This window comes from Amycolatopsis jiangsuensis, from assembly GCF_014204865.1.
GTDB lineage: Bacteria > Actinomycetota > Actinomycetes > Mycobacteriales > Pseudonocardiaceae > Amycolatopsis > Amycolatopsis jiangsuensis.
Map to the genome: position 1 here is coordinate 4,108,226 of NZ_JACHMG010000001.1, position 22,183 is coordinate 4,130,408.

At 71.0% G+C, this 22,183-nt stretch carries 25 protein-coding genes; 13 read left to right on the forward strand and 12 right to left on the reverse strand.

What is annotated here, in order from left to right; genetic code table 11:
- Window positions 1-124: 124 nt before the first annotated feature.
- On the reverse strand, window positions 125-3,052 hold the full coding sequence (locus tag BJY18_RS18060; protein ID WP_184781089.1) for an ATP-binding protein: 2,928 nt from the start codon (window positions 3,050-3,052) through the stop codon (window positions 125-127).
- Between the two features lie 78 nt (window positions 3,053-3,130).
- Between BJY18_RS18060 and BJY18_RS18065 the strand changes: the two genes are divergently transcribed.
- Both BJY18_RS18065 and BJY18_RS18070 read left to right on the forward strand, forming a co-directional pair.
- Window positions 3,131-3,994, forward strand: coding sequence for an alpha/beta fold hydrolase (locus tag BJY18_RS18065; RefSeq protein WP_184781090.1), 864 nt, complete (start codon window positions 3,131-3,133; stop codon window positions 3,992-3,994).
- Window positions 3,995-4,076: 82 nt separating this feature from the next.
- Window positions 4,077-4,955, forward strand: coding sequence for an NBR1-Ig-like domain-containing protein (locus BJY18_RS18070; RefSeq protein WP_246458908.1), 879 nt, complete (start codon window positions 4,077-4,079; stop codon window positions 4,953-4,955).
- Between the two features lie 166 nt (window positions 4,956-5,121).
- Here BJY18_RS18070 and BJY18_RS18075 read toward each other — a convergent pair whose 3' ends face one another.
- Window positions 5,122-6,102 (reverse strand): GlxA family transcriptional regulator, encoded by a 981-nt coding sequence (locus tag BJY18_RS18075; RefSeq protein WP_246458909.1) that lies wholly within the window; start codon window positions 6,100-6,102, stop codon window positions 5,122-5,124.
- A gap of 70 nt (window positions 6,103-6,172) precedes the next feature.
- Between BJY18_RS18075 and BJY18_RS18080 the strand changes: the two genes are divergently transcribed.
- Window positions 6,173-6,877, forward strand: a complete 705-nt coding sequence (locus tag BJY18_RS18080; protein ID WP_184781092.1) for an NAD(P)H-dependent oxidoreductase — start codon at window positions 6,173-6,175, stop codon at window positions 6,875-6,877.
- A gap of 15 nt (window positions 6,878-6,892) precedes the next feature.
- On the opposite strand, the gene BJY18_RS18085 is transcribed toward BJY18_RS18080, so the two are convergent.
- Window positions 6,893-7,711 (reverse strand): GNAT family N-acetyltransferase, encoded by an 819-nt coding sequence (locus BJY18_RS18085; RefSeq protein ID WP_312873878.1) that lies wholly within the window; start codon window positions 7,709-7,711, stop codon window positions 6,893-6,895.
- A gap of 70 nt (window positions 7,712-7,781) precedes the next feature.
- On the opposite strand from BJY18_RS18085, the gene BJY18_RS18090 reads away from it, so the two are divergent.
- Both BJY18_RS18090 and BJY18_RS18095 read left to right on the forward strand, forming a co-directional pair.
- Window positions 7,782-9,419 (forward strand): acyl-CoA carboxylase subunit beta, encoded by a 1,638-nt coding sequence (locus tag BJY18_RS18090; RefSeq protein ID WP_184781093.1) that lies wholly within the window; start codon window positions 7,782-7,784, stop codon window positions 9,417-9,419.
- A 7-nt stretch (window positions 9,420-9,426) separates the two neighbouring features.
- On the forward strand, window positions 9,427-9,639 hold the full coding sequence (locus BJY18_RS18095; protein ID WP_184781094.1) for an acyl-CoA carboxylase epsilon subunit: 213 nt from the start codon (window positions 9,427-9,429) through the stop codon (window positions 9,637-9,639).
- 6 nt (window positions 9,640-9,645) lie between these two features.
- Here BJY18_RS18095 and BJY18_RS18100 read toward each other — a convergent pair whose 3' ends face one another.
- The 5 genes from BJY18_RS18100 to BJY18_RS18120 form a co-directional block, all read right to left on the reverse strand.
- The gene (locus tag BJY18_RS18100) at window positions 9,646-10,458 is read right to left on the reverse strand and encodes a hypothetical protein (protein WP_184781095.1); all 813 of its coding nucleotides are present in this window, start codon (window positions 10,456-10,458) and stop codon (window positions 9,646-9,648) included.
- 2 nt (window positions 10,459-10,460) lie between these two features.
- A complete protein-coding gene (locus tag BJY18_RS18105; RefSeq protein WP_184781096.1) occupies window positions 10,461-10,820 on the reverse strand; it encodes a type VII secretion target in 360 nt (119 codons plus the stop codon).
- Window positions 10,821-10,831: 11 nt separating this feature from the next.
- Window positions 10,832-11,377 carry a YbaB/EbfC family nucleoid-associated protein gene (locus BJY18_RS18110; protein ID WP_184781097.1) on the reverse strand — a complete coding sequence of 182 codons (546 nt, stop codon included), beginning with the start codon at window positions 11,375-11,377 and terminating at the stop codon, window positions 10,832-10,834.
- A gap of 94 nt (window positions 11,378-11,471) precedes the next feature.
- A complete protein-coding gene (locus BJY18_RS18115; protein WP_184781098.1) occupies window positions 11,472-11,876 on the reverse strand; it encodes a hypothetical protein in 405 nt (134 codons plus the stop codon).
- Between the two features lie 12 nt (window positions 11,877-11,888).
- The gene (locus tag BJY18_RS18120) at window positions 11,889-12,500 is read right to left on the reverse strand and encodes a TetR/AcrR family transcriptional regulator (protein WP_184781099.1); all 612 of its coding nucleotides are present in this window, start codon (window positions 12,498-12,500) and stop codon (window positions 11,889-11,891) included.
- Between the two features lie 97 nt (window positions 12,501-12,597).
- On the opposite strand from BJY18_RS18120, the gene BJY18_RS18125 reads away from it, so the two are divergent.
- Entirely contained in the window at window positions 12,598-13,923 is a 1,326-nt protein-coding gene (locus BJY18_RS18125; protein WP_312873879.1) for an MFS transporter, read from the forward strand.
- Window positions 13,924-14,083: 160 nt separating this feature from the next.
- Here the strand turns inward: BJY18_RS18125 and BJY18_RS18130 are convergent, their stop codons facing one another.
- Together BJY18_RS18130 and BJY18_RS18135 are read right to left on the reverse strand one after the other, a co-directional pair.
- The gene (locus tag BJY18_RS18130) at window positions 14,084-14,275 is read right to left on the reverse strand and encodes a GNAT family N-acetyltransferase (protein ID WP_184781101.1); all 192 of its coding nucleotides are present in this window, start codon (window positions 14,273-14,275) and stop codon (window positions 14,084-14,086) included.
- 37 nt (window positions 14,276-14,312) lie between these two features.
- On the reverse strand, window positions 14,313-14,738 hold the full coding sequence (locus BJY18_RS18135; RefSeq protein WP_184781102.1) for a MarR family winged helix-turn-helix transcriptional regulator: 426 nt from the start codon (window positions 14,736-14,738) through the stop codon (window positions 14,313-14,315).
- Between the two features lie 82 nt (window positions 14,739-14,820).
- Here BJY18_RS18135 and BJY18_RS18140 point away from each other — a divergent pair, with 82 nt between their 5' ends.
- Entirely contained in the window at window positions 14,821-15,636 is an 816-nt protein-coding gene (locus BJY18_RS18140; RefSeq protein ID WP_184784689.1) for an SDR family NAD(P)-dependent oxidoreductase, read from the forward strand.
- A gap of 181 nt (window positions 15,637-15,817) precedes the next feature.
- Here BJY18_RS18140 and BJY18_RS18145 read toward each other — a convergent pair whose 3' ends face one another.
- Complete coding sequence (locus tag BJY18_RS18145; protein ID WP_184781103.1) at window positions 15,818-15,961, reverse strand: hypothetical protein; 144 nt, start codon at window positions 15,959-15,961, stop codon at window positions 15,818-15,820.
- A 162-nt stretch (window positions 15,962-16,123) separates the two neighbouring features.
- Here BJY18_RS18145 and BJY18_RS18150 point away from each other — a divergent pair, with 162 nt between their 5' ends.
- Window positions 16,124-16,753: a Maf family protein gene (locus BJY18_RS18150; RefSeq protein WP_184781104.1), complete on the forward strand. Its 630-nt coding sequence runs from the start codon at window positions 16,124-16,126 to the stop codon at window positions 16,751-16,753.
- Between the two features lie 85 nt (window positions 16,754-16,838).
- Complete coding sequence (locus BJY18_RS18155; RefSeq protein WP_184781105.1) at window positions 16,839-18,185, forward strand: dicarboxylate/amino acid:cation symporter; 1,347 nt, start codon at window positions 16,839-16,841, stop codon at window positions 18,183-18,185.
- Between the two features lie 6 nt (window positions 18,186-18,191).
- Here the strand turns inward: BJY18_RS18155 and BJY18_RS18160 are convergent, their stop codons facing one another.
- Window positions 18,192-18,914 carry a hypothetical protein gene (locus tag BJY18_RS18160; RefSeq protein WP_184781106.1) on the reverse strand — a complete coding sequence of 241 codons (723 nt, stop codon included), beginning with the start codon at window positions 18,912-18,914 and terminating at the stop codon, window positions 18,192-18,194.
- Window positions 18,915-18,964: 50 nt separating this feature from the next.
- Here BJY18_RS18160 and BJY18_RS18165 point away from each other — a divergent pair, with 50 nt between their 5' ends.
- The 4 genes from BJY18_RS18165 to BJY18_RS18180 all read left to right on the forward strand — a co-directional run bounded on the left by BJY18_RS18165 (window position 18,965) and on the right by BJY18_RS18180 (window position 22,176).
- The gene (locus BJY18_RS18165; protein WP_184781107.1) at window positions 18,965-19,255 is read left to right on the forward strand and encodes an SAV_915 family protein; all 291 of its coding nucleotides are present in this window, start codon (window positions 18,965-18,967) and stop codon (window positions 19,253-19,255) included.
- A gap of 99 nt (window positions 19,256-19,354) precedes the next feature.
- A complete protein-coding gene (locus BJY18_RS18170) occupies window positions 19,355-21,151 on the forward strand; it encodes an acetyl/propionyl/methylcrotonyl-CoA carboxylase subunit alpha (protein ID WP_184781108.1) in 1,797 nt (598 codons plus the stop codon).
- A gap of 54 nt (window positions 21,152-21,205) precedes the next feature.
- Window positions 21,206-21,781: a DUF1707 SHOCT-like domain-containing protein gene (locus tag BJY18_RS18175; protein ID WP_184781109.1), complete on the forward strand. Its 576-nt coding sequence runs from the start codon at window positions 21,206-21,208 to the stop codon at window positions 21,779-21,781.
- Window positions 21,782-21,798: 17 nt separating this feature from the next.
- Entirely contained in the window at window positions 21,799-22,176 is a 378-nt protein-coding gene (locus BJY18_RS18180; RefSeq protein WP_221457817.1) for a DUF1707 SHOCT-like domain-containing protein, read from the forward strand.
- Window positions 22,177-22,183 lie beyond the last annotated feature (7 nt).

Genomic DNA, 22,183 nt, shown 5'->3' on the forward strand with positions numbered 1-22,183 from the left:
TCGGGGCGGTTCGCGGGCTATTCCCGCGGCGTCCACACCCCCGGCCCGGTTTCGCAGGCCACCCTGCGATGCTTCAGAACGCAGATTCCCAGGCGTCCACGCTCGCCGCGGCACCGAGCCGCCGTTACCGGGCGGCGTTTGTCGCTGCTCGCTCCGCCGAGGCGACCCAGTGCTTCGCGCCGGCGCGGCGGGCCACTTCGGCGGCTTGCCGGTAGTGCGCGGTGGCCGGGCGGTCCAGCATCGTCGCCAGGTCGCCCAGGAAGTGCGCGACCGGTCCCAGCGTGACGAAACCCGAACCGGCGCCGGCGAGTTCGTCAGCGGCCGGGGTGAGCAGTGCGTACCGTCGCGCTGCTTCGGCGCGGGTGTCCGGAATGGTCGAACACGCACTGAGTTCCAGGAACAGGTCCGGACGTTCCGCTATCGGATCCACTGTGGACGGACGGCCGTGCTGGCGGTACAGGCATTGCCGGGCCAGTTCCGGCATACCCGGTGTCAGGCCGGGCATCTCGCTGCCGGCCAGCCGCACCGCGGCGCTGCGGTAGGCGGCCTCCGCGGCGGCGAGCGGGCCGGTCACGGCCAGCCGCAGCGCGCGGTACCACTCGGTGAACACCGCGACCAGCGGCAACCGGTACTGCTCGCCCAGCCGGTCGGCGGCGGCCGCGTGCTCGTCGGCCGCGGCGAAGTCCGCCAGCGCCGAGCGTGCCTGCACGAGCACCAGGTGGCCGAGCACCTCGAAGGTCACCAACCGGTGCCGCCCGGCCGATTCGACCAGTTCCGCGCCGATCCGCCCGCGCTCGGGCGCCAGCCCGGCACGGGTGAACGACTGCGTCCAGCGCGCGTTCAACGCCAGCGCCAGCAACGCCGGATCCCCGGACGCCCGCGCCAGTTCTTCCGCCTCCGCCGCCGCGGCGTGCGCGTGGGCACCGCCGGCACTGCGCAGCTCCAGCGCGATCGTCGCCAGCAGCCGGGCACGCACCGACGGGTCCGTCTCGGCTTCCAGCACCCGTCCGGCCGCGTCGGCGATCCGCCGGGCCAACGCGGGGTCGTCGTTGTCGGTCCAGACCCCCGGCACGTCGAACGCGGTCAGCACCCGTCTGGTCGACGCGAGGTCGGCGCCGGCGAGGTCGAGGGCTTCGCCGCGGTACCGGCGTGCCGCGGCGAGCGAGCCCGTGATCGCGGTGGTCCGCGCCAGCCCCATCAGCACTTCGGCGGTACGCGGTCCCTGCGCCAGTGCCGCCTCCCCGAGCCGGACTGCTTCGTGCGGCGCGAAGTCCCGTTCGGCACGTTCTGCGGCCACTCGTGCGTAGCCGACGCCACGGTCGTCGCCCGCACGGAGAAAGTGGTGTGCCAGCAGGGAAACATCGCCAGGACGTCGACGCACCAGCGCCTCACCCACCGAAAGATGCAGCTGCCGCCGTTGGGTCATCGGGATGTTCTCGTACACCGCGTCCCGGACCAGCGCGTGCGCGAAGCGGAACCGCCGAGGACCGTTCGTCACCAGGAATCCGGCGTTCACCGCGATCTCCAACTCCGCTGTCACGTCGCCGAGCAGCCCGGGATCGAGGTCGGCTCCCACCACGGCCGCCTTGCGCAACACAGCCCGAACGTCGTCGGACACCCCGTCGAGCCGGTGCCGCACGACGTCGCGGACTCCGTCCGGCAGATCGCCCCGGACGTCACGTACTCGCATGAGTTCCTTGACGAAGAAAGGATTTCCCCCGGTACGACGGTGAATCACCTGCGCGCCGTCCTTGCCGGCGAGCTCTGCGACTGCGGCCACGGAAAGCCCATTCAGGTACAGCCGCACCGGGTCGGCACGCGCGAGCCGGCCGAGGGCAGCGGAAAGTGCCGCGGACACGTCCGTGGTCCGGTAAGTCGCGACAACCAGTACCGGCATCGGTTCGGCGACCACGGCGGTGAGCAATGACAGCGTCTCCTCGCCTGCCCAGTGCAGATCCTCGAGCACCAGGAGCAGCGGACCGCGTCGCGCGACGTCCGCGAGCCGCGCCACCACCGCCTGCTGCCAGTGGAATCGCGCCACCGCTGGGTCGGTGGCCCGTTCCCGTGGCGGAACCGGCTGGCCCAGAGTGTGCAGAATCCGCGTCCACGGCCAGGCCGGCGGCACCCCGGCGTCGTCCGGGTTCGTCCCGCACGCCGTGGTCCGGCCCAGCCGGGCGGCGAAGTCCGTCACCAGAGCGGATTTGCCCACGCCGGCCTCGCCGGACACCAGGATCAGCCGCGCGTGCCCGGCGGCCTCGGCGAGCGCGGCCAGCTCTTGGGCCCGCCCGGCGAGCCGTGCCCGGAGGGGAGACGGTGGTGTCAGTCCGGGCGCTTGCGCCAGCACGTCCCGTTCCAGCTGCCGCAACGCCGGACCGGGATCCACGCCGAGTTCCTCGGCCAGCACCGCACGGGCGCGTCGCAGCGCCGCCAGCGCGGCACCCTGCCGGCCGGCGCGGTACAACGCGAGGACGAACAGCCGCCAGGCCTCCTCCCGCAGCGGTTGAGCGTCCACATGGGATTCCAGATCCGGCACCACCTCCGCGGCCCGGCCGAGTTCCAGCAGCCCGGCCGCCCGCCGTTCCAGCGCGAGCAATCGCAGTTCGGTCAGCCGCGAGATCTCGCCGCGGACCCACGACTCTCCGGCGAATTCCGCGTACGGCTCACCTCGCCACCAGCCGAGCGCTTCGTCCAGCCGCTCGACGAACGGGTCCTCCCGCAGCACCGCCTCGAACCGCCACGCGTCGACCTGGTCCGCTGCCGCTCGCAGGGCGTAACCGGGCGCCTCGGTGACGAGCAGCGCCGATGGAGTCCGCGGTGGCCGGTCCGGTTCGAGTGCCCGCCGTAGCGCACCGACGAACGTCTGCACCGCACCGACCGCGCCCGCACGCGGCTCGCCCCACAGTGCCTCGACCAGCGCGTCCACCGAAACGACCTGACCACGCGCGACGAGCAGCCGCGCGAGCACCGCGCGGTGCCGCGGCCCGGGCAGGGCCACCGGCCCGCGCGGGTCGTGGGCGGCCAGCGGGCCGAGCACCGAGAACGACAGGTCCATCGGCTCCGCACTGTAATCGGGCCGGCCGCCCCGCGGTTGCTGATCGGTTGCTGATCGGCCCCGAGCACGCTGACCCGCATGAACTTCGATTACCAGCGAGTCCCGGTCGCCGACGACGTCTCACTCTCCGTGGCCGTCGCGGGGTCCGGGCCACCCGTCGTCCTCCTGCACGGGTTTCCGCAGACCCACCTGATGTGGCGGCACGTCGCCGCGGACCTGGCCGCCGACCACACCGTGCTGTGCCCGGACCTGCGCGGATACGGCGCCAGCGACAAGCCCGCCGACCCGGACGGGCAGGCCTACGCGAAACGCGTCATGGCCGCCGACGTCGTCGCTCTCGCCCGGGCGTTCGGCCACGAGCGGTTCGCACTCGCCGGGCACGACCGCGGTGCGCTCGTGGCGATCCGCGCCGGGCTCGACCATCCGGACGCGATCACGCATCTGGCGGTGCTCGACGTGCTGCCCACCCTCGACATGTGGGACGTCCTGCACGGCGCCGACGCGGCGGTGGCCTTCCACCTGTACCTGATGGCACAGCCACCCGGCCTGCCCGAGCACCTGATCAGCGCGGCACCGGACGCGTTCTTCGGCTACTTCCTCGACCTGTGGGCCCGCGATCCGAAGGCCATCCCGGCCGAGGTCCGCGCGGAATACCTCTCCGCGTCGCGACAAGCCGTCCCGTCGATCGTCGCGGACTACCGGGCGTCCGCGACTGTCGACGTCGAACACGACCGCGCCGACCGGGCCGCGGGCAGCCAGCTGCGCATGCCGGTCACCGTGCTGCAGCAGGACTGGGGCGCCGCACTCGGCTACGACGGCACCGCGCTGTGGCGGGCCTGGGCCCCGGACTGCGTGCACGAGACCGTGGACTGCGGGCACTTCATGGCAGAGGAGGAGCCGGCTCGCGTGACGGGTGCGCTGCGGGACCTGCTGGCCCGCTGATTCCGCACCGGGGTGCGCCCGCGGCACTGGACTCGGCTGTCAGAATGGTTCGCGACCTGCGGATCTGACAACCGGGAGAGCGATGTCTGACGGCACGGGCCGCCCACCCGCCGAGGTGCTTGCCGCGGAACTGGCCGCTCTGCGGGAGCGGGCCGGGAACCCGTCGTTCCGGAAGATGGCCGAACGCTCGGGCCGGATCTCGCACACCACCCTGCACGAAGCCGTCGGCGGAATCCGCTTCCCGTCCTGGGACACCACCCGGGAGTTCGTCCGCGTGTGCGGTGCGGAGGAACTCCCGTGGCGGCTGCGCTGGGAGGAGCTGAAGGGCCTTCCGGTGGTCCTCACCGATCCGCCGCCGGGCATACCGGCGAGCGTCGAACCACCCGCGGGCAGCGCTGAACCGCAGGTGAGCGGCGCCGAAGCGCAGATCACCGCGGCCGAACCGCCGTCCGTGCCGGACGCGACCGCCCGGCCCAGGTCACACCGGCTTTCCCGGCGGAAGTACGCGCTGGCGGTGGCCGCCGCGGTGGTCGTGGTGCTCGGCGCGGTGGCCGCGTTCGTGGCGCCGAAGCTCGGAATCGGCGGTGTGGACGTCGGCGCCCGCATCCGCGGCGACAACACCAGGTTCGTCGCCGACGTGACCGTGCCCGACGGCACCGAGGTGCACGCCGGCGAGACCGTGCAGAAGGTGTGGGAGCTGGAGAACGCGGGTTCGGTGAGCTGGCACCAGCGGTACCTGCAGCGGATGGACTCACCGCCGGCGCCGGGCAGCTGCCGTACCCCGGACCGGGTGCCGATCGGCGACACCGCTCCCGGTGAGCACGCGATGGTCAACGTTGCGGTCACCGCGGCGGACAAGCCGGGGCGCTGCTGGATCGGGTGGAAGATGGTCGACGCCGCGGGTGTCGAGTTCTTCGCCACCCGACGTCCGGTGTACGTGCTGGTCACCGTGGTGCCCTGAGCCGTCCGGACACTGTCAGATTGTGTAAGACCCAGTCCGTCGAGTACCGGACACCGGCCCCCACGGCCAGGATGGAGGCACACCGAAGGCGCCCTCCCGCCGCCTTCGGCCTCCGCTGGGGGTCGGTCCGTGGCAACGTCACCCCCGTTGCCACGGACCGCCGAACTCAGGCGCTGCGGCGGAACGTGCTGCGGTAGGCGCTCGGCGAAACCCCGAGTGCGCTCTGCAGGTGCTGGCGCAGCGAGGCCGCGGTGCCGAACCCGGCCTCGGTGGCGATCCGGTCGATCGGCAGCTCCGACTCCTCCAGCAGCTGGCGGGCCCGTTCCACTCGCTGCTGGGTCAGCCACTGCACCGCCGACATGCCCACCTCGTCGCGGAAGCGCCGGGTGAACGTGCGGGTGCTCATCGATTCCTTCGCCGCGAGTTCGCGCAACGTCAGCGGCCGGTGCAGGTGCTCCAGCGCCCACGCCCGCGCGGCCGAGGTCGACGACGAACGCGGCTCCGGCACCGGACGGCGGATGAACTGGGCCTGCCCACCCTCGCGGTGCGGGGACACGACGGTCCCGCGCGCGACCTCGTTGGCCACCGCCGCGCCGAAATCCCGCCGGATCAGGTGCAGGCACAGGTCGATGCCGGAGGCGACCCCCGCCGAGGTGAACACGTCGCCGTCCTCGGTGTAGAGCACGTCCGGGTCGATCCGCACCCGCGGGTACGCCCGCTGGAGTTCGTCGGTGGAACGCCAGTGCGTGGTCGCCCGGCGGCCGTCGAGCAGCCCGACCGCGGCGAGCACGAACGCGCCGGTGCAGATCGACGCGATCCGCGTCCCCGGCCGGACCAGCTCCATCGACCGGGCGACCGGCGGGCTGAGCGACCGGGTGGGCTCGTACTCCGCCGACGACGCCGTGACGACGACCGTGTCGGCCTCGGCGACCGCTTCCGGACCTTGCGCGATCGGGATGACGAAGTCCGCGTCGGTACGCACCGGCCCGGGTTCCGGCGTGCAGGTGACCACCTCGTACAGCCGCTCGCCCTCGGCCGAACGGGCCTGTCCGAAGAGCCGTTGCACGATGCCGAGCTCCATCACGAGCATGCCGTGGCGCACGAGCACGGCGACCTTGTGCCGGCCGGGATGACGGAAAACGGACATGGCCCGATTCTTGCACATGGTGTCCATCAGGCCACTGTTTCCGGTGTACTGCCGTCGGCAAGCTGGATTCATGAACGTCTTGTGGATCCTCGCCCACCCCGAACCGCAGTCGCTGAACGGCGCCCTTCGCGACGAAGGCATCGCCACGCTGCGTTCCCTCGGCCACGAGGTGCGCGAGTCCGACCTGTACGCGATGCAGTGGAACCCAGTGGTCGACAAAATCGGCACTGTGCCGGACGACGTCCGCGCGGAGCACGAAAAGCTCGCTTGGGCGGACACTGTCGTCGTCCAGTTCCCGCTGTGGTGGTTCGGCACGCCCGCGATCCTCAAGGGCTGGATCGACCGCGTCCTCGTACGTGGTTACGGCTACGACGTACGCGGCGAGGACGGCCGTGTGCGGCGCTACGGCGAAGGCACTCTGGCCGGGAAACGCGCGCTGACCGTGGTGACCACAGGTGGCAGCGAAGCGGCCTTCAGCGCGCGAGGCATCGCCGGTCCGCTGGACGACCTGCTGTTCAATCTCCACCACGGCACGTTCTTCTACACCGGCATGTCGGTCCTGCCACCGGTCACCGTGTTCGACACGGTTCGAATGACGCAGGAGGACTACGAACTCGCCGTCGAACAGCTGCGCAAACGCTTGCACTCGCTCGAAACGACCGAACCACTCCCGTTCCGCAGCCAGAACGGCGGGGACTACGACCGCAGCCTCGTACTACGCCCGGAAATCGACCCCGGCCGCAGCGGCTACGACGTGCACCTGCGGGCCGGGTGACGCCCGGAGCCGACGTCAGCCGAGCGCCTGACTGTACGGCGAGAAGCGCATTCCCGCCTTGCCCGGCAACGGTTTCCCACCCAGCACGAGCCGCGGCGCGGGCCCGTGCACAGCCAGGCCCCGGTCCCGGCACCACGCCGACAACGCCGGCGCACGGTCGTCCACAGCCAGCCGCAGGTTTCCGTCCGCGGCCAGAGCGACTCCGCGGACGAGGGCACGCGCCTGCTCCTCGTCCGCGGCGACGACCGGGCCGATCATCGTGATCCCGTCGTGCACCGTGCCGAGGGCGTAGCCGTGGCCGGTCACGTGCACGTGCTCGGCCTCGAACAACAGCCGGTCCAGCAGCTGCGGGCGGGCGAAGCCCTTCGCCTCGGCATCCAGCTCGTACACCCGCGCGACGTCCGCCGGACCGATCGGCCGGGAAACCGGACCGCCGTCGCCGTCGAACCGGCCACGGTGATCGGTGCAGCCGCCATCGAGCACGAAACCCATCGACTCGTACAGCGGGCGGCCGGTCTCGGTGGCGTGCAACGACACCACCGCGTCCCCGGCCGCCGCGAGCACGTGGCGCATGACCCGGCCGCCGAGGCCCTGCCTGCCGTACCGCTGCGCCACGACGACCATCGACACCGTCGCGACCGGGCCGGTCGTGGTCAGGATCGCGGTGGCGGCCAGCCCGCCGTCCGGCGCGTCCACCCCGAACCCACGGCCGGTCTCGAGCAGGATCGCCCACTTCCGCCGTTCGCGCGGCCAGCCCCGGCCGGCGGCCAGCTCGAGGCAGGCGGACAGGTCGGCGGGCCCGAGCGGGCGGACGGGCAGGTCGGCGATCGGCACGACGCCAGCCTAGGCCGGAGGAGGCCTACGCCACACGCGCAGCGACCGCGCAGTAGTTAAGCTCCGCTCCATGAGCAGTGCGACGCAGCCGCTCGGGACTCCGCCCGAGGAAGAACCGGACATCCACACCACGGCCGGCAAGCTCGCGGATCTCTATCGCCGCTACGACGAGGCCGTGCACGCCGGTTCGGCGCGCGCCATCGAGAAGCAGCACGCGAAGGGCAAGAAGACCGCGCGTGAGCGGATCGACCTGCTGCTCGACGAGGGCTCCTTCGTCGAGCTCGACGAGCTGGCGCGGCACCGCTCCACGAACTTCGGGCTGGAGAAGAACCGCCCGTACGGCGACGGCGTCGTCACCGGCCACGGCACGGTCGACGGCCGGCCGGTGTGCGTGTTCAGCCAGGACGTCACCGTGTTCGGCGGTGCGCTCGGCGAGGTGTACGGCGAGAAGATCGTCAAGGTGATGGACCTGGCGATCAAGACCGGCCGCCCGATCATCGGCATCAACGAGGGCGGCGGCGCGCGCATCCAGGAGGGCGTGGTCTCGCTCGGCCTGTACGGCGAGATCTTCCGGCGCAACACGCTGGCCTCCGGCGTGATCCCGCAGATCTCGCTGATCATGGGCGCGAACGCGGGCGGGCACGTGTACTCCCCCGCGCTCACCGACTTCGTGGTGATGGTCGACGAGACCTCACAGATGTTCATCACCGGTCCGGACGTGGTGAAGACGGTGACCGGCGAGGACGTCACCTTCGAGGAACTCGGCGGCGGGCGCACGCACAACACCAAGTCGGGCGTCGCGCACTACCTCGGTTCCGATGACGACGACGCGATCGCCTACGTCAAGGAACTGCTCTCCTACCTGCCGCAGAACAACCTGTCCGAGCCGCCGGAGTTCGACGCCGAGCAGCCGCCGGCCGGGTTCTTCGACGACGTCACCGACACCGACCGCGAGCTGGACACCCTCATCCCTGACTCGCCGAACACGCCGTACGACATGCACGAGGTCGTCACCAGGGTGCTCGACGACGGCGAGTTCCTCGAGGTGCACGAGCTGTTCGCGCCCAACATCCTGGTCGGCTTCGGCCGGGTGGACGGCCAGAGCGTGGGCGTGGTGGCGAACCAGCCGACGCAGTTCGCCGGCTGTCTCGACATCGAGGCTTCGGAGAAGGCCGCGCGGTTCGTGCGGACCTGCGACGCGTTCAACATCCCGGTGCTCACCTTCGTCGACGTGCCGGGCTTCCTGCCGGGCACCGACCAGGAGTGGAACGGCATCATCCGGCGCGGCGCGAAGCTGATCTACGCCTACGCCGAAGCCACTGTCCCGCTGATCACCGTGATCACGCGCAAGGCGTACGGCGGCGCGTACGACGTGATGGGCTCGAAGCATCTCGGCGCGGACGTGAACCTGGCCTGGCCCACCGCGCAGGTCGCGGTGATGGGCGCGCAGGGCGCGGCGAACATCGTGCACCGCAAGACGCTGGCGAAGGCCGCCGAGGAAGGCCGCGACGTCGAAGCGCTGCGCGCCGACCTCATCCAGGAGTACGAGGACACGCTGCTGAACCCGTACGCGGCCGCGGAGCGTGGCTATGTCGACTCGGTGATCGTGCCCGCGCACACCCGTGGCCACATCGCGAAGGCACTCGGCCTGCTCCGCACGAAGCGCGAGTCACTGCCGCCCAAGAAGCACGGCAACATCCCCCTGTGAGGCTGCGATGAGCGAAACTCCCCTGCTCCGCGTGGTACGCGGCAATCCCGACGACGCCGAACTGGCCGCCCTCACCGCCGTCGTCGCCGCGGCCGCCACCACCGCCGCGCCACCGGCGAACCGGCCGCGCAAGCGGTGGTGGAACGACCGCGCTGCCGCGGTCCACGCGGCACCGAGACCAGGCGAAGGAGCCTGGCGCGCTTCCGCGTTACCGCGCTGAGCACGCTCAGCCGCTCTGGGCGAGCACCCGGAACTCCTTGTAGACGCCGTCCAGCACGTCGCGCAGCGCGATGAGCAGCGGAGCCAGCTTCGAGATCGACCGGCCGAGCTTGATCAGGAAGTTCGCGACCTTGGCGGCAGCACGGCCGATCTCCGACACGCCCTGGGCGACCACGACCGGGGTCGCGAGGCCGAGCGAGCACGCTTCCTCGGCGACGAGGCTCACCAAGTAGCCGACCAGGGACGAGATCACGTCGCGGACCATCGTGCGGACGCCCGCCACCAATTCGCTCGCCATTTCGGCGGCGGTCTTGATCGAGTCGGCGGCACCCGCGGTGGCCTGGGCGAGGTTGGCGACGTGGTGCGCGTGCGACCGGTACTTGGCCGCGGCCCCGCCGGTCCAGGACGAGGTGTCCTGTTCGGCCTGCTTGAGGTACTCCTGGCTCACCTTGCCCATCTCGGTGGAGATGTTCTCCCAGCTCGCGGCGTAGCCCTTGACCATGTTCGGCTCGCCGGTCAGGCCGTGCAGCGCCTTCCGCAGCGGTTCGAGGTGCTCCATCATCCACGACGCGAGCTGACCCGCGACGTAGCCGATCGGGTCGAAAGCCGCACTGACGACGTCGAGCCCGGCCGCCGCGACCCCGAGACCGGTCTCGACCCAGTCGCCGCTCTTGATGCCGGTGCCGATCTCCTCGCCCGCCTCGATGGCGGTGATGCCCTTTTCCCAGCCATCGCCCTCGACGAAGCCGCCGCCGAGCGAGTCCGGGTTCTCATAGGCGTTGTTGATGTCCGACTTGGAATCGATCAACGGATTGCTCATGCTCAGTTCCCCCCTCCGCTCGCGCCGACCGCCGGCGGGCGCATCGAGTCCAGCTTCTTGAGAATCTGCTCGAGCTGAGCGACGATGCGCTGCTCCTCGGCCTCGTACTGATCGGCGGCCTTGCCGAGGTGCTCCCCCGTCTTGTGCAGGGCCTTGGCCGACTCACCGATCGCCTCGGAGGCCTTCTCCTGCGGCCCCTTGAGCAGCCACGCGATCGGACGGCAGATCAGCCCGTAGGCCTGGTCCATGTCGGTGACCTGGTTGCCGGCGTCCGCCGCGACGTCCGCGCGCCCGCCGATCTGCTCGGTGCCCGCGGCGTGCTTGCGCAGCTGGCCCGGATCGACGATGTATCCCTCGGGCATGGTGGCTCCCCTCAGCGGAGGATCGACTGGTCGCCCCAGCCGTCCTCGTCGTCATCGGTGTCCGTGCGGGCGGGTCGCCGTGGTGGCGGTGCGGACGGCGGCTCCTCGTCCTCGATCCGGCCGACGTCCAGCACCCCCGTCCCGCCGGCCTCGGGCTCCGTTTCGGCCTGGTCCGGGAACCGGTCGCGGTAACTCCCGACGATCCGTTCCGCACTCGGGTCGTCCTCCGGGACGGTGTCCTGCACCAGCTCCTGGACCTGCCCGCTGAGCTGGGTCTGCGCCGAGGTCAGGCACGCCATCAGCTGAGCCGACAGCGCCGCCGGATCGCCGCCGCGGCCGCGTTCGGTCACGGTCAGCTCGGTCGGCACCCCCTGTGAGTCCACGGTGACCCGGACCGCGCCATCCGGCGAGGTCGCGGTCGCGGTCAGGTGCGTCATTCGTTGCTGCAGCTGCTGGAACGTCTGTGCCTTCCGCTGCAGCTGTTCGGCCCACCGGGCCATTTCCTGTCCGGCCTGCGCCGGATCCATTCCCTCGAAGCCGGGATTCGCCCCAGTCACATTCACTCCTGGCTCGATGTCGTCGTCATGGGTCGGACTCGTGGCCCACCGTGCCCGTTCCATCCGATTTTCACCAGGCCGTTTTTCGCCGGGTTCAGCGCCCCGGCTGGGCCCGGCCGGGCGCGTCCGCCGCGGCGTGGGCGAGCAGGTCACCCGGGGTGATCACCCCGTACGGACCGACTCCGCGCACCAGCAGGAAGTCGCCTCGTGCCACCTGACCCTGTTCGATCTCGACGTCCTGCACGGTATGGCTGTCCGTCCAGACGATCCGCACCTGGGCCCCGCCGCGGGGGGTGAACGCGTGCACCTGCTGGACGGTCGCGAGCCGGGCCATCGGCTCCGCCTGCCACCGCTGCTGCAGGAACCGCCACCGGGCGGCCTGGTCGGCGGCGTCGAACCGGCGGTCCAGCCGGCCTGCCCGGTCCCGGAACACCCAGACCAGCACGGCAGCGAGCGCGCCGAGCACGGCCATGCCGGTCAGCCAGAGAACCACTTCCATGATTGCGCCACCCTACGCACCGGCGTGGTCGGCGAGGAACCGATCGACCAGGTCCTCGGTGAACTCGACGGGCACCGGTTCGCCGGTGACGAGTACGCGGTAGTGGATCGGCGCCATCAGCGCTTCCACCGCGCGCTCGACGTCCGTGTCCGCGGACAGTTCGCCGCGGGCGACGGCGCGTTCGAGCGGCAGGCGGTCGCGGGCACGCTGGCCGCTCAGGTGCTCGGCACGCAGCCGCGCGGCGAGGTCCGGATCGTGCTGCGCTTGGCCGAGCAGTACGCGGAACATCGCACCGGCGTCGGCCACGGTCAGGAAGGCGGCCACCGCCGCGAGGTGCTCGCTCAGGTCGCGGCGCAGCTCGCCGTGGTCGGGCGGGACGAGGTCCTCGGCGAGGTCGTCGCCGAGCGCGTCCAGCAGGATGTCCACTTTGGACGACCACCAGCGGTAGATGGTCTGCTTGGCCACCCCGGCTCTGGCCGCGATCCGCTCGATGGTGAGCCCGCCGAACCCGAACTCGACCAGTACGTCGTCGGCCGCGGCGAGTACCGCGTGCCGGGCCTGTTCACTGCGGCCGTACCGGTTTCCGTGGTGCCGGCGGCCGGCCGGCACGGTGACCTCACTCACGCCGGGGAGCCTAACCGGACTCGTAGACAATACGCAACGTTGCGTCTACGGTGAGGTCGACGTAAGGGGGTCCCCGACCATGTGTTCCGCCTGCGGCGTGCCGACGCACGTCCCCGAGATCACCGAACCGGCCGCCGAGCCGGTCGCGACGGCCACCGCGCCACGCAAGTTCGCCGCGCTGTACAACAAGGACTGCCGCCCGTACCTGTTCGGCGCGGCGCTGGCGATGATGGCCGACAACATCGAGCACGTCATCACCTACTGGGTGCTGTGGGAGAAGTTCCACTCGCCCGCGCTCAGCGGGTTCGAGGTGATCAGCCACTGGGTGCCGTTCCTGCTGTTCTCGGTGTACTTCGGCGGACTGGCCGACCGCTACGACTGCCGCCGGATCATCCAGGCGGGGCAGGGGCTGTTCATGCTCGTGTCGGCGGCATGGGCGGTGCTGATCCTGACCGACACGCTGCAGGTGTGGATGGCCTGCGTGCTACTGGTGCTGCACGGGTTCGCCGGATCCGTCTGGGCGGCGGGCGAACAGCTGATGCTGCACGATTTCGTCGGTCCGGCGGAGTTGCCCAGCGCGATCCGGCTCAACGCCACCTTCCGCAGTCTCGGCATCCTGTTCGGACCGGTCGTCGGCTCGGCGCTGCTGCTCGGGCTCGGCCCGGTCGCGGGGCTGTTCGTGAACGTCGCGTTCTACCTGCCGCTCACGTTGTTCCTGTTCCGCACGAAGTTCACCGGCCACACGCGCGACGGCGGTGTGCCGCGGCAGCGCGTGTCCCTGCTGGACTCGGTCCGGGTGCTGCGCGAGGTGGGCGCGAACCCGACCATGGTGGGCATGATCGTGCTCGGCGGGCTGGGCGCGTTCTTCGTGGGTGCCTCGATGCAGACCTCGATGCCGATCTTCGCCCAGGACCTCGGCGCGGGCAGCGCCGGAACCGCGTACGGCGTGCTGCTGTTCGCCAACGGCGTGGGCGGGGTGCTCGGCGGGATCCTGCTGGAGGCGACCGGCCGGATCAAACCGAGCGTGCCCGCCGCCGTGGTGAGCACCGCGGTGTACGGCCTTTCCAGCCTGTTCTTCGCGATGACCGCCAGCTATCCGCTGGCCGTCGTGCTGCTGCTGATCGGCGGGGTGGCGAACCTGGCGTCGATGTCGATCGGCCAGACAGTGGTGCAGCTGCTGGCGAAGCCGTCCGAACGAGGCCGCGTGATCGGCGTGTACAACGTCTCTGCGAACGGATTGCGCGCCGGCAGCGGCTTCACCGTCGGCATCCTCGGCTCCGCCGTCGGCGTGCACTGGTCCCTCGGCATGAGCGCCGCCGCGCTGACGGTCGGCACCGGCATCGCGGGCTGGTTCTCCCTGTGGAGCCGTCGAGCCCGCGCCGCCCGCGCAGAACTGCGACAGGCGACCCACACCGGCGCCTGACCGGTCAGCGGCCCGGTGCCTGGCCGAGGACCTGATCGCCTGGGCGGGGCGGGAGCGGTTCGCAGCGATCCAGTTCAACGCCGTCGTGGAAACCAACACCAGCGCGATCCGGCTCTGCCAAAGCCTCGGTTTCACCACCCTCGGTGTCGCGCGCCGGGCCTTACGCCACGCGGTACTGGGCAGGGTCGGCCTGCGCACCATGTGACTGGGTCTGGAAACGGCCTCGCGCCTCGGGCTCGGTCATCGCGGGGTCGTAGGGAAAAGTCTCCTGCTCGGTCCCGACGTCCTGGATGATCGGCCAGATCCGCGGCCAGTCATCCGAAGTTGCGAGGCGGACTTGCAGTGCCTGCACTGCGCCCACCTTGGGGACCGTCGGCCGCGCAGGCAACTCATGTGCCGCCGGGCCGGACAACCCGGCCCAGCAAGGACATCAGCTGCCGCAGTTCGCTTTCCGACAGCATTGCCAGCGGACTCTTCTCCATTGCCGTACGGACCAGCTCGTCGCGGACCTCGCGGCCCTTCGCGGTGAGGGCCAGTACGCGGGAGCGGCGGTCGGCCGGGTCGACGCCGCGCTCCACCAGGCCGCGGGAAAGGAGCTGCTTGGTGATGAAGGTGAGGTTCGGGGCGTTGCAGTAGAGGCGCTCGGCCAGCACCTTCATCGACGGCGGCGGCTCGGCGGGATCGATGGCCCACAGCGCCTGGAAGGTCGCCGGGGTCAGCTGGTGGCGCGCCAGCGCCTGGCTGATCCGGTCGTTGGTCCGCATCCAGATCTCGTGGGTGGCGGCGACCACCGCGGTGAGTTCGGGTGTGGCCATGCCCCCATCCTAAGTGAACCTTCAAGTCTCGAAGTACCGTGCTAGCGTGAGTACTTCGAGACTTTAACTAACGGAGGTGACCATGAAGGACGGCTACCGCGGGATCACCGCACTCGTCACGGGCGCGTCCAAGGGCTTGGGCCGCGAATACGCGTTGGAGCTGGCACGACGGGGAGCGCGGGTGATCCTGCTGGCCCGTTCGGAGCCCGAACTGCAGAAGCTCGCGGCCGAGATCAGGGAGCGGCACAGCGGACCGGAGCCGGAGGTGCTCGTCGGGGACCTCGTCGCCCCGGAGGGGCCGCAGCAGATCCTCCGCGAGCTGCGCGGTCGCGACCTGTCCGTCGATCTGCTGGTCAACAACGCGGGCGCGGGCGATGCCGGCCCCTTCCTCAGCCGCCCGCTCGGGCCGCAGCTGCGTTCCGTCGCGCTGAACGTCGGCGGCCTGCTCGAGCTGACCCACGCGATCGGGGCCGACCTCGTCGCCCGCGGTTCCGGCGGCATCATCAACGTCTCGTCCACCGCGGGGTTCCAGCCACTGCCGTACCAGGCCAGCTACGCCGCGACCAAGGCGTTCGTCCTGTCCTTCACCGAGGCGTTGGCCGAGGAACTGCGCGGAACCGGGGTGCACGTCATGGCCGCGCACCCCGGCCCGATCGCGACCGGCTTCTTCGACGGCATCTCGGCCACGATCAACACCAAAGCGGCCGACACGCCCGCCACCATCGCGACCCGCACCCTTGACGACTACGCCCGCCGCCGCACGGCCTCCTACCCGGGCAAGGCGGTGCACCGGGCCCTGACCTGGCCTCCACGGCTGCTGCCGCGGGCCGCCGTCGCGCGACTCTCCGGCGCGTTCAACCGGCGGCTGCGCATGCACGAGGTCGTCGACCTCGGCTGAGCTCCCGCCGAGCGTGCCGGTTTCCCGGCCCGGCGCGGAAACCGAGCGGAAAACCGGCACGCCTTCACCGCGGGAGAGGTGGTCGGAGGCCGAACCCGGGAACGCCGAAGCGGTTTCGCGGGTCCGGATGACGGACAGGGCTACCGGCAGGCTTTGCCCGGCTGCCAGAATCGGGCGGAAGTCAGCTTCGCGAGGGCGGGGAGGTCTTCGATCCGGCGGCCGGGCTCGGGCGCACCGCTTCGCGGTCCTTGCGCGTGCGGGGTTTCGCCCACCACGGCAACCGGGACCGGAAGGCCGGGGTCGCCTCCGTCACTCGTACGGTCATCGCGCACCCTGTCCCTTCCCGGCGTCCCCCTCGGACACCGTCACAGCCGGGATCGCCGACCCCGGCAGGACCAAATGTTGCGGGCTACAACAAACTAACTCCGCCCGCGGGCGACGTGGGTCACAATTCGACAACGAGCACGTCAGCGGTACCTTGCCCCTCGTGCGCCTCGTTCTCGCCTCCCAGTCCCCCGCCCGCCTGGCCCTCCTGCGCAGCGCCGGTCTCGACCCGGTCGTGGTCGTGTCCGGGGTCGACGAGGACGCGGTCGCCGCCGCGCTCACCGACCCGGCACCCGAGGAACTGGTGGCGGCACTGGCCGCCGCCAAGGGGCACGCCGTCCTCGACCAGGTGGCCGCCGCCCATCCGGACGCGACCGTCATCGCCTGCGATTCGATGCTGTCCATCCACGGCGAAATGGTCGGCAAACCGGCCACTCCCGAGATCGCCCGCCGACGCTGGGAGGGCATGGCCGGGAAGTCCGGCGAACTGCTCACCGGCCACGCGGTGTTCCGCCTCGACGGCGGGCAGCACACCAAGCAAGCCGCCGGCACCCGGCGCACGACCGTCCACTTCGGACAGCCCAGTCCGGCCGAGATCGACGCCTACATCGCCACCGGTGAACCACTCCAGGTGGCCGGCGCGTTCACCCTCGACGCGCTCGGCGGCTGGTTCGTCGAGGGGGTCGAAGGCGATCCGTCGAGCGTGATCGGGCTCAGCCTGCCGCTCGCCCGGCAACTGCTGGCCGAGGTCGGCGTGAGTGTCGTGGATCTCTGGCGACCGTCCACATCCTGAGAGCACTACCACTCGATCGGGTGAGCGGGGAGAGTTCGTCGAGGGCCCGGACCGGGCCGGAACTTCTCGATCTTGGGGTGGCTTCGTGTCTTTCGTCTCGACGTACACCAGACCACGGGTGTTCGCCGCCGCGGTTCTCGGTTCGCTCGTGGTGGGTGCCGGCCTCGGTGTGCTCGCCCGTACCGCCGGGGCGGACGGCCTGACCGAGGTGCTGGACCAGATCGGCACGGTCTTCACCACGCTGCTGCAGATCGCGGTGATCCCGCTGGTCTTCTCGGCGATCGTGGTCGGCATCACCAGCCTGCGCCGGCTCGGCGGCGGCCGGAAAGCGGCGCGGCTGGGCAGCAAGACCCTGCTGTGGTTTGCGATCACGTCGTTCATCGCGTCGTTGATCGGCATCGCGGCCGGCCGGCTGTTCGACCCGGGCACCGGCGGGCTCGGCGCGGGCGTGGCGGCCACCGCGAAGAACGCCGACAAGGCCGCGAAGAGCGTGAGCGACTGGGGTTCCTGGGACGCCTTCATCAACGGCCTGCTGCCGGAGAACTTCTTCTCCGCCTTCGCCGAGGGCAACACCCTGCAGGTGCTGTTCCTGGCCGTGCTGATCGGCGCGGCCGCCTACAGCCTCGGCGACAAGGCGAAGCCGTTCGTCGATTTCACCACGAGCGCGTTCGAAATCATCCAGCGCTACCTCGGCTGGATCGTGCGGCTCGCGCCGATCGGCATCATCGGCCTGATCGGCGCCGCGGTGTCCAACTACGGCGACGCGCTGTTCCGCCCGCTGCTCTCCACGACGATCGCGGTCTACGCGGGCTGCCTCGTGGTGCTGTTCGTCGTGTACCCGCTGCTGCTGAAGTTCGTCGCCAAGGTGAGCCCGCTGACCTTCTTCGCCAAGGCCGGTACGGCGATCCAGTTCGCCTTCGCCTCGCAGTCGAGCTCCGCGACACTGCCGCTGACCCGGCAGTCCACGGTGAACCTCGGCGTCGATCCGGGTTACGCCGCGTTCGCCGCCCCGCTCGGCAGTGCGACCAAAATGGACGGTTGCGCCGCGGTGTTCCCCGCGATCGGCGCGATCTTCATCGCCAACCTGTCCGGCGTCTCGCTGAGCTTCGGCCAGTACGTGGGCATCGTGGTGGTCGCGGTGCTCGGCGCGTTGGCCACCGCAGGCACCACCGGCTGGCTGACCGCGCTGACGCTGACCACCGCGTTCATCGGCCTGGACGCCAAGCAGGTCGCGCTGGGCCTCGCGCTGATCTACTCGGTGAACCCGATCATGGACATGATGCGCACGGCCACGAACGTCGCCGGCCAGATCGTGGTGCCGACGGTCGTGGCGCGCGGCGAGGGCCTGCTCGACGACGAGGTCCTGAACGCCAGCACCGCCCGTCCGCAGCACAGCGACGACGGCGACGCGGCCCGCCCGGTTCCCGCCTGAGCCGGATCAGGAAGCGTCCGGGCAGGGCCGCAGTTGCGAACGGCGGAGTTGCACGTCGGGCCAGCCGCGCAGGTCGGACGGCGAGGTGACGGTCGCCGTGCAGCCCATCAGGTCGCCGGCCAGCTCGTACACCTCGGCCAGCACCGGGGCGGCCTGGCAGCTGGCCGTGCCGGGGGTGGCCCGCGGGCATTCGTGCCGGACGACGATCACGTCCGGGCGGCCGTCCTGGCTCACGTCGGACAGCGAAAGCGTGCCCGTGTCGGCGAAGTACGGCTTCCCGAAGTCACGCCACACCCCGCCGGCTCCGGTGAGCAGCTCGCCGAACGCGCCGCCGCTGGTCCGGCCGCGGACCAGGCAGGCCGCGGTGGAACCGTCGACGCACTGCAGCGAACTGGCGGTCAGTTTCGCGCCCATCCCGGAGATCGCGAGCTCGAACTCGGTGGGCGGCCGGGTGCCGACCTGCACCCGGCCGCGCCCACCGGAAGCGTCCGCGAACAGCACCACCGGAACTTCGCCCACGGTGACCGCGGCCAGCTGCCGGCACGGCTGCGCCCCGCACGTTTCGTTCGCCTGCCCGCTCGCGGGCGCGGGGACGCCGGCGCTCACCGGGGTCCCTTCCCGCTCCGGACGCAGCACCACGATCACGACGAGCGCCGCGACCGTGACCACGGCGGCCAGCGCCGCGGTGAGCAGCGCGGACCGGGGGATCCGCTTCGCCGAAGTCCGCATATCCGAGACTGTAAGCGACCTCACCGCCGGTGGCCGACTATGTTGTCCCGGTGACGAATCCCGACCTTCCCCCGGCCCTGTACCTGCCCACCGGCCCGGCGGGCCCGACCACCGACGGCGGCACCGGTGCCGCCGTCGAGCTGCGCCACACCCCCGACGGCCGGATCGCGCTGGTCGCGTTCACCGCGCTGGACCGGCTGGTGGACTGCTGTGGCGCGCACCAGCCGTGGATCCTGGTCAACACCGAGCACCTGCCGAAGATCCACCAGGTCAACCCCTACGACGTGATCGTGCTCGACACCGAGCTCCCGGTCGAGCTGCGCCACCACGCGCCGGTATAACGAACCGGCCGGGTGGTCCAGCTCTCAACCCAGAGCACGAGTGCGACCGTAGACTCCCGGATGACCAGCAGCGCCGCTGAAGAACGCGGGAGGTACGGGGTGAGCGAGCAGGACATCGCGAGCACAGGCGGGCCGGTGACCAAGGTCCTGGTCGCCAACCGGGGTGAGATCGCGGTGCGGGTGATCAGGGCGGCCAAGGACGCCGGCCTGGCCAGCGTGGCCGTCTACGCCGATCCCGACCGCGACGCCCCGCACGTGCGGCTGGCCGACGAGGCATTCGCCCTCGGTGGCAGCACGGCGGCGGAAAGCTACCTCTCGATCGACAAGATCATCGACGCGGCCAAGCGGTCCGGCGCCGATTCGGTGCATCCGGGCTACGGGTTCCTGTCCGAGAACTCCGATTTCGCGCAGGCCGTGCTGGACGCCGGCCTCACCTGGATCGGACCGAGCCCGCAGTCCATCCGCGACCTCGGTGACAAGGTCACCGCGCGGCACATCGCGACGCGGGCCGGCGCGCCGCTGGTGCCCGGCACCAAGGAACCGGCCAAGGACGCCGGCGAGATCCTCGCCTTCGCCGACGAGCACGGGCTGCCGGTGGCCATCAAGGCCGCGTTCGGCGGCGGTGGCCGCGGCCTGAAGGTCGCGCGGACCCGCGAGGAGATCCCCGAGCTGTTCGAATCCGCGACCCGCGAGGCGGTGGCCGCGTTCGGCAGGGGCGAATGCTTCGTGGAGCGCTACCTGGACAAGCCGCGACACGTCGAGGCGCAGGTGCTGGCCGACCAGCACGGCAACGCGATCGTGGTCGGTACCCGCGACTGCTCGCTGCAGCGCCGCCACCAGAAGCTCGTGGAGGAGGCGCCCGCGCCGTACCTCACCGACGAGCAGCGCGCCCGGATCCACGAATCGGCCAAGGCGATCTGCAAGGAGGCCGGCTACTACGGCGCCGGCACCGTGGAGTACCTGGTGGCCACCGACGGCACCATCTCCTTCCTGGAGGTGAACACCCGGCTGCAGGTCGAGCACCCGGTGTCCGAGGAGACCACCGGCCTCGACCTGGTGCGGGAGATGTTCCGCATCGCTCGCGGCGAGAAGCTGCGCATTCTCGAGGACCCGGAGCCGCGCGGCCACTCGATCGAGTTCCGGATCAACGGCGAGGACGCCGGACGCGGCTTCCTGCCCGCCCCCGGGACTGTCACGAAGTTCGTCTCGCCGAACGGGCCGGGCGTGCGCGTGGACTCCGGGGTGGAGTCCGGCAGCGTCATCGGTGGCCAGTTCGACTCGATGCTCGCGAAGCTGATCGTCACCGGCTCCGACCGGGCGAACGCCCTGGAGCGCAGCCGGCGCGCGCTGGCCGAATTCGTGGTCGAGGGCATGGCGACGGTGCTGCCGTTCGACCGGGTGATCGTCGACGATCCGGCATTCGTCGGCGACGAGAACGGTTTCACCGTGCACACCCGCTGGATCGAGACCGAGTTCGACAACAAGATCGAACCGTTCACCGCCCCGGACGCGGAGGCCGAGCAAGAGGCACCGCGGCAGAACGTGGTGGTCGAGGTCGGCGGCCGCCGGCTGGAGGTGTCGCTGCCCGGCGGCTTCGCGCTGGAGGGTGGCGGCGCCGCGGCGACCGCGACGAAGGCGAAGCCGCGCAAGCGTGCCGGTGGTTCGAAGGCCGCGGTGAGCGGCGACGCGGTCACCGCGCCGATGCAGGGCACCATCGTGAAGATCGGGGTCGAGGAAGGCCAGCACGTCGAGGCGGGCGAGCTGATCCTGGTGCTCGAGGCGATGAAGATGGAAAACCCGGTCACCGCGCACAAAGCGGGCACGGTGACCGGACTTTCGGTCGAGGTCGGTGCCGCGGTGACCCAGGGCAGCCAGCTGCTGGAGCTCAAGGACTGAAGTTGTGCCGGATTTCGTGGGTGGCCGGGCGCGCGGCGGCATACCATCGTCGATGTGACTGAGGTTCCGTCTCCGCAACTGCGGATCAGCGATCAGGAACGGGAGTCCGCGCTGAACGCGCTCGGTGAGCACATGAGCGCGGGGCGGATCGACATCGAGGAGTACGGCGAACGTTCGGCCCGGATCACCGCGGCCAAGACCCGCGGTGAGCTGGCCGAGATGTTCGCCGACCTGCCGGCGCCGCATCCCGCGTACGGCGGCGATGTGCCGGCGGCGACGCCACCCGCGGCCTCCGTCCCGCACCCCGCGGCCCAGCCGCCGGCCGGGGAAGTGGCCAGGCCCGAGCAGAGCACTCCGGTCATGCAGCGGGTGGTGGCCGGACTGCTGCCGATCCTCTGGATCGCGGCGATCGCCTTGACCGCCACCACCGGCGCGTGGGGCGTCATCCTCGTTCCGATCGTGCTCAGCGGTATCGGGGCGTCGGTGTGGGGCAAGCACTTCGACCACCGCGACCGGCACGACCGGCACCGGGAACGGCTGGAGCGGCACCGGGAGCACCGGCTGGCCCACCTCGAGCACCGCCGCGAGCTGCGCGACGAGTACCGGCGCCGCCGCCGGTTGGAACGCTGAGGCCTGCCGTGCCCGACATGCTGCTGAGCGATGCCGAGCGGCAGGACGCGCTCGACGTCCTCTCCGAACACGTGCGGACCGGGCGGCTGGACGTCGACGAGTACGGCACTCGTTCGGCGAGAGTCGCCGCGGCGAAGCGGGTCAGCGAGCTGGTTCCGTTGTTCGACGACCTGCCCTCACCCAGGCCGAGTGCCCTGCTGTCCGCGCCCCGCGCCACCGCGGCTCCCCCGCCGGCGTCCCGGGGCAGCACGCTGTCGCGGTACGTGACGAGGTACGCGGTGCCGATTTCTGTCGTGCTGAGCATCGTGATCCTGGTGCTCTCGCGCGGCCGGCTGTTCATCGTTTTCGCGCTGCCGATCGCCGTACTGCTGCTCACCGGGTGGCGGCGGCGCTGAGGCCGCG

What these genes read in the sequence shown, in the direction of transcription:
- BJY18_RS18160 (WP_184781106.1), bottom strand. Translation starts at nt 18,914, where the DNA reads ATGCGGACTTCGGCGAAGCGGATCCCCCGGTCCGCGCTGCTCACCGCG.
- BJY18_RS18060 (WP_184781089.1), bottom strand. Translation starts at nt 3,052, where the DNA reads ATGGACCTGTCGTTCTCGGTGCTCGGCCCGCTGGCCGCCCACGACCCG.
- BJY18_RS18080 (WP_184781092.1), top strand. Translation starts at nt 6,173, where the DNA reads ATGAACGTCTTGTGGATCCTCGCCCACCCCGAACCGCAGTCGCTGAAC.
- BJY18_RS18180 (WP_221457817.1), top strand. Translation starts at nt 21,799, where the DNA reads ATGCTGCTGAGCGATGCCGAGCGGCAGGACGCGCTCGACGTCCTCTCC.
- BJY18_RS18135 (WP_184781102.1), bottom strand. Translation starts at nt 14,738, where the DNA reads ATGGCCACACCCGAACTCACCGCGGTGGTCGCCGCCACCCACGAGATC.
- BJY18_RS18065 (WP_184781090.1), top strand. Translation starts at nt 3,131, where the DNA reads ATGAACTTCGATTACCAGCGAGTCCCGGTCGCCGACGACGTCTCACTC.
- BJY18_RS18090 (WP_184781093.1), top strand. Translation starts at nt 7,782, where the DNA reads ATGAGCAGTGCGACGCAGCCGCTCGGGACTCCGCCCGAGGAAGAACCG.
- BJY18_RS18095 (WP_184781094.1), top strand. Translation starts at nt 9,427, where the DNA reads ATGAGCGAAACTCCCCTGCTCCGCGTGGTACGCGGCAATCCCGACGAC.
- BJY18_RS18140 (WP_184784689.1), top strand. Translation starts at nt 14,821, where the DNA reads ATGAAGGACGGCTACCGCGGGATCACCGCACTCGTCACGGGCGCGTCC.
- BJY18_RS18070 (WP_246458908.1), top strand. Translation starts at nt 4,077, where the DNA reads ATGTCTGACGGCACGGGCCGCCCACCCGCCGAGGTGCTTGCCGCGGAA.
- BJY18_RS18145 (WP_184781103.1), bottom strand. Translation starts at nt 15,961, where the DNA reads ATGACCGTACGAGTGACGGAGGCGACCCCGGCCTTCCGGTCCCGGTTG.
- BJY18_RS18115 (WP_184781098.1), bottom strand. Translation starts at nt 11,876, where the DNA reads ATGGAAGTGGTTCTCTGGCTGACCGGCATGGCCGTGCTCGGCGCGCTC.
- BJY18_RS18105 (WP_184781096.1), bottom strand. Translation starts at nt 10,820, where the DNA reads ATGCCCGAGGGATACATCGTCGATCCGGGCCAGCTGCGCAAGCACGCC.
- BJY18_RS18100 (WP_184781095.1), bottom strand. Translation starts at nt 10,458, where the DNA reads ATGAGCAATCCGTTGATCGATTCCAAGTCGGACATCAACAACGCCTAT.
- BJY18_RS18075 (WP_246458909.1), bottom strand. Translation starts at nt 6,102, where the DNA reads ATGTCCGTTTTCCGTCATCCCGGCCGGCACAAGGTCGCCGTGCTCGTG.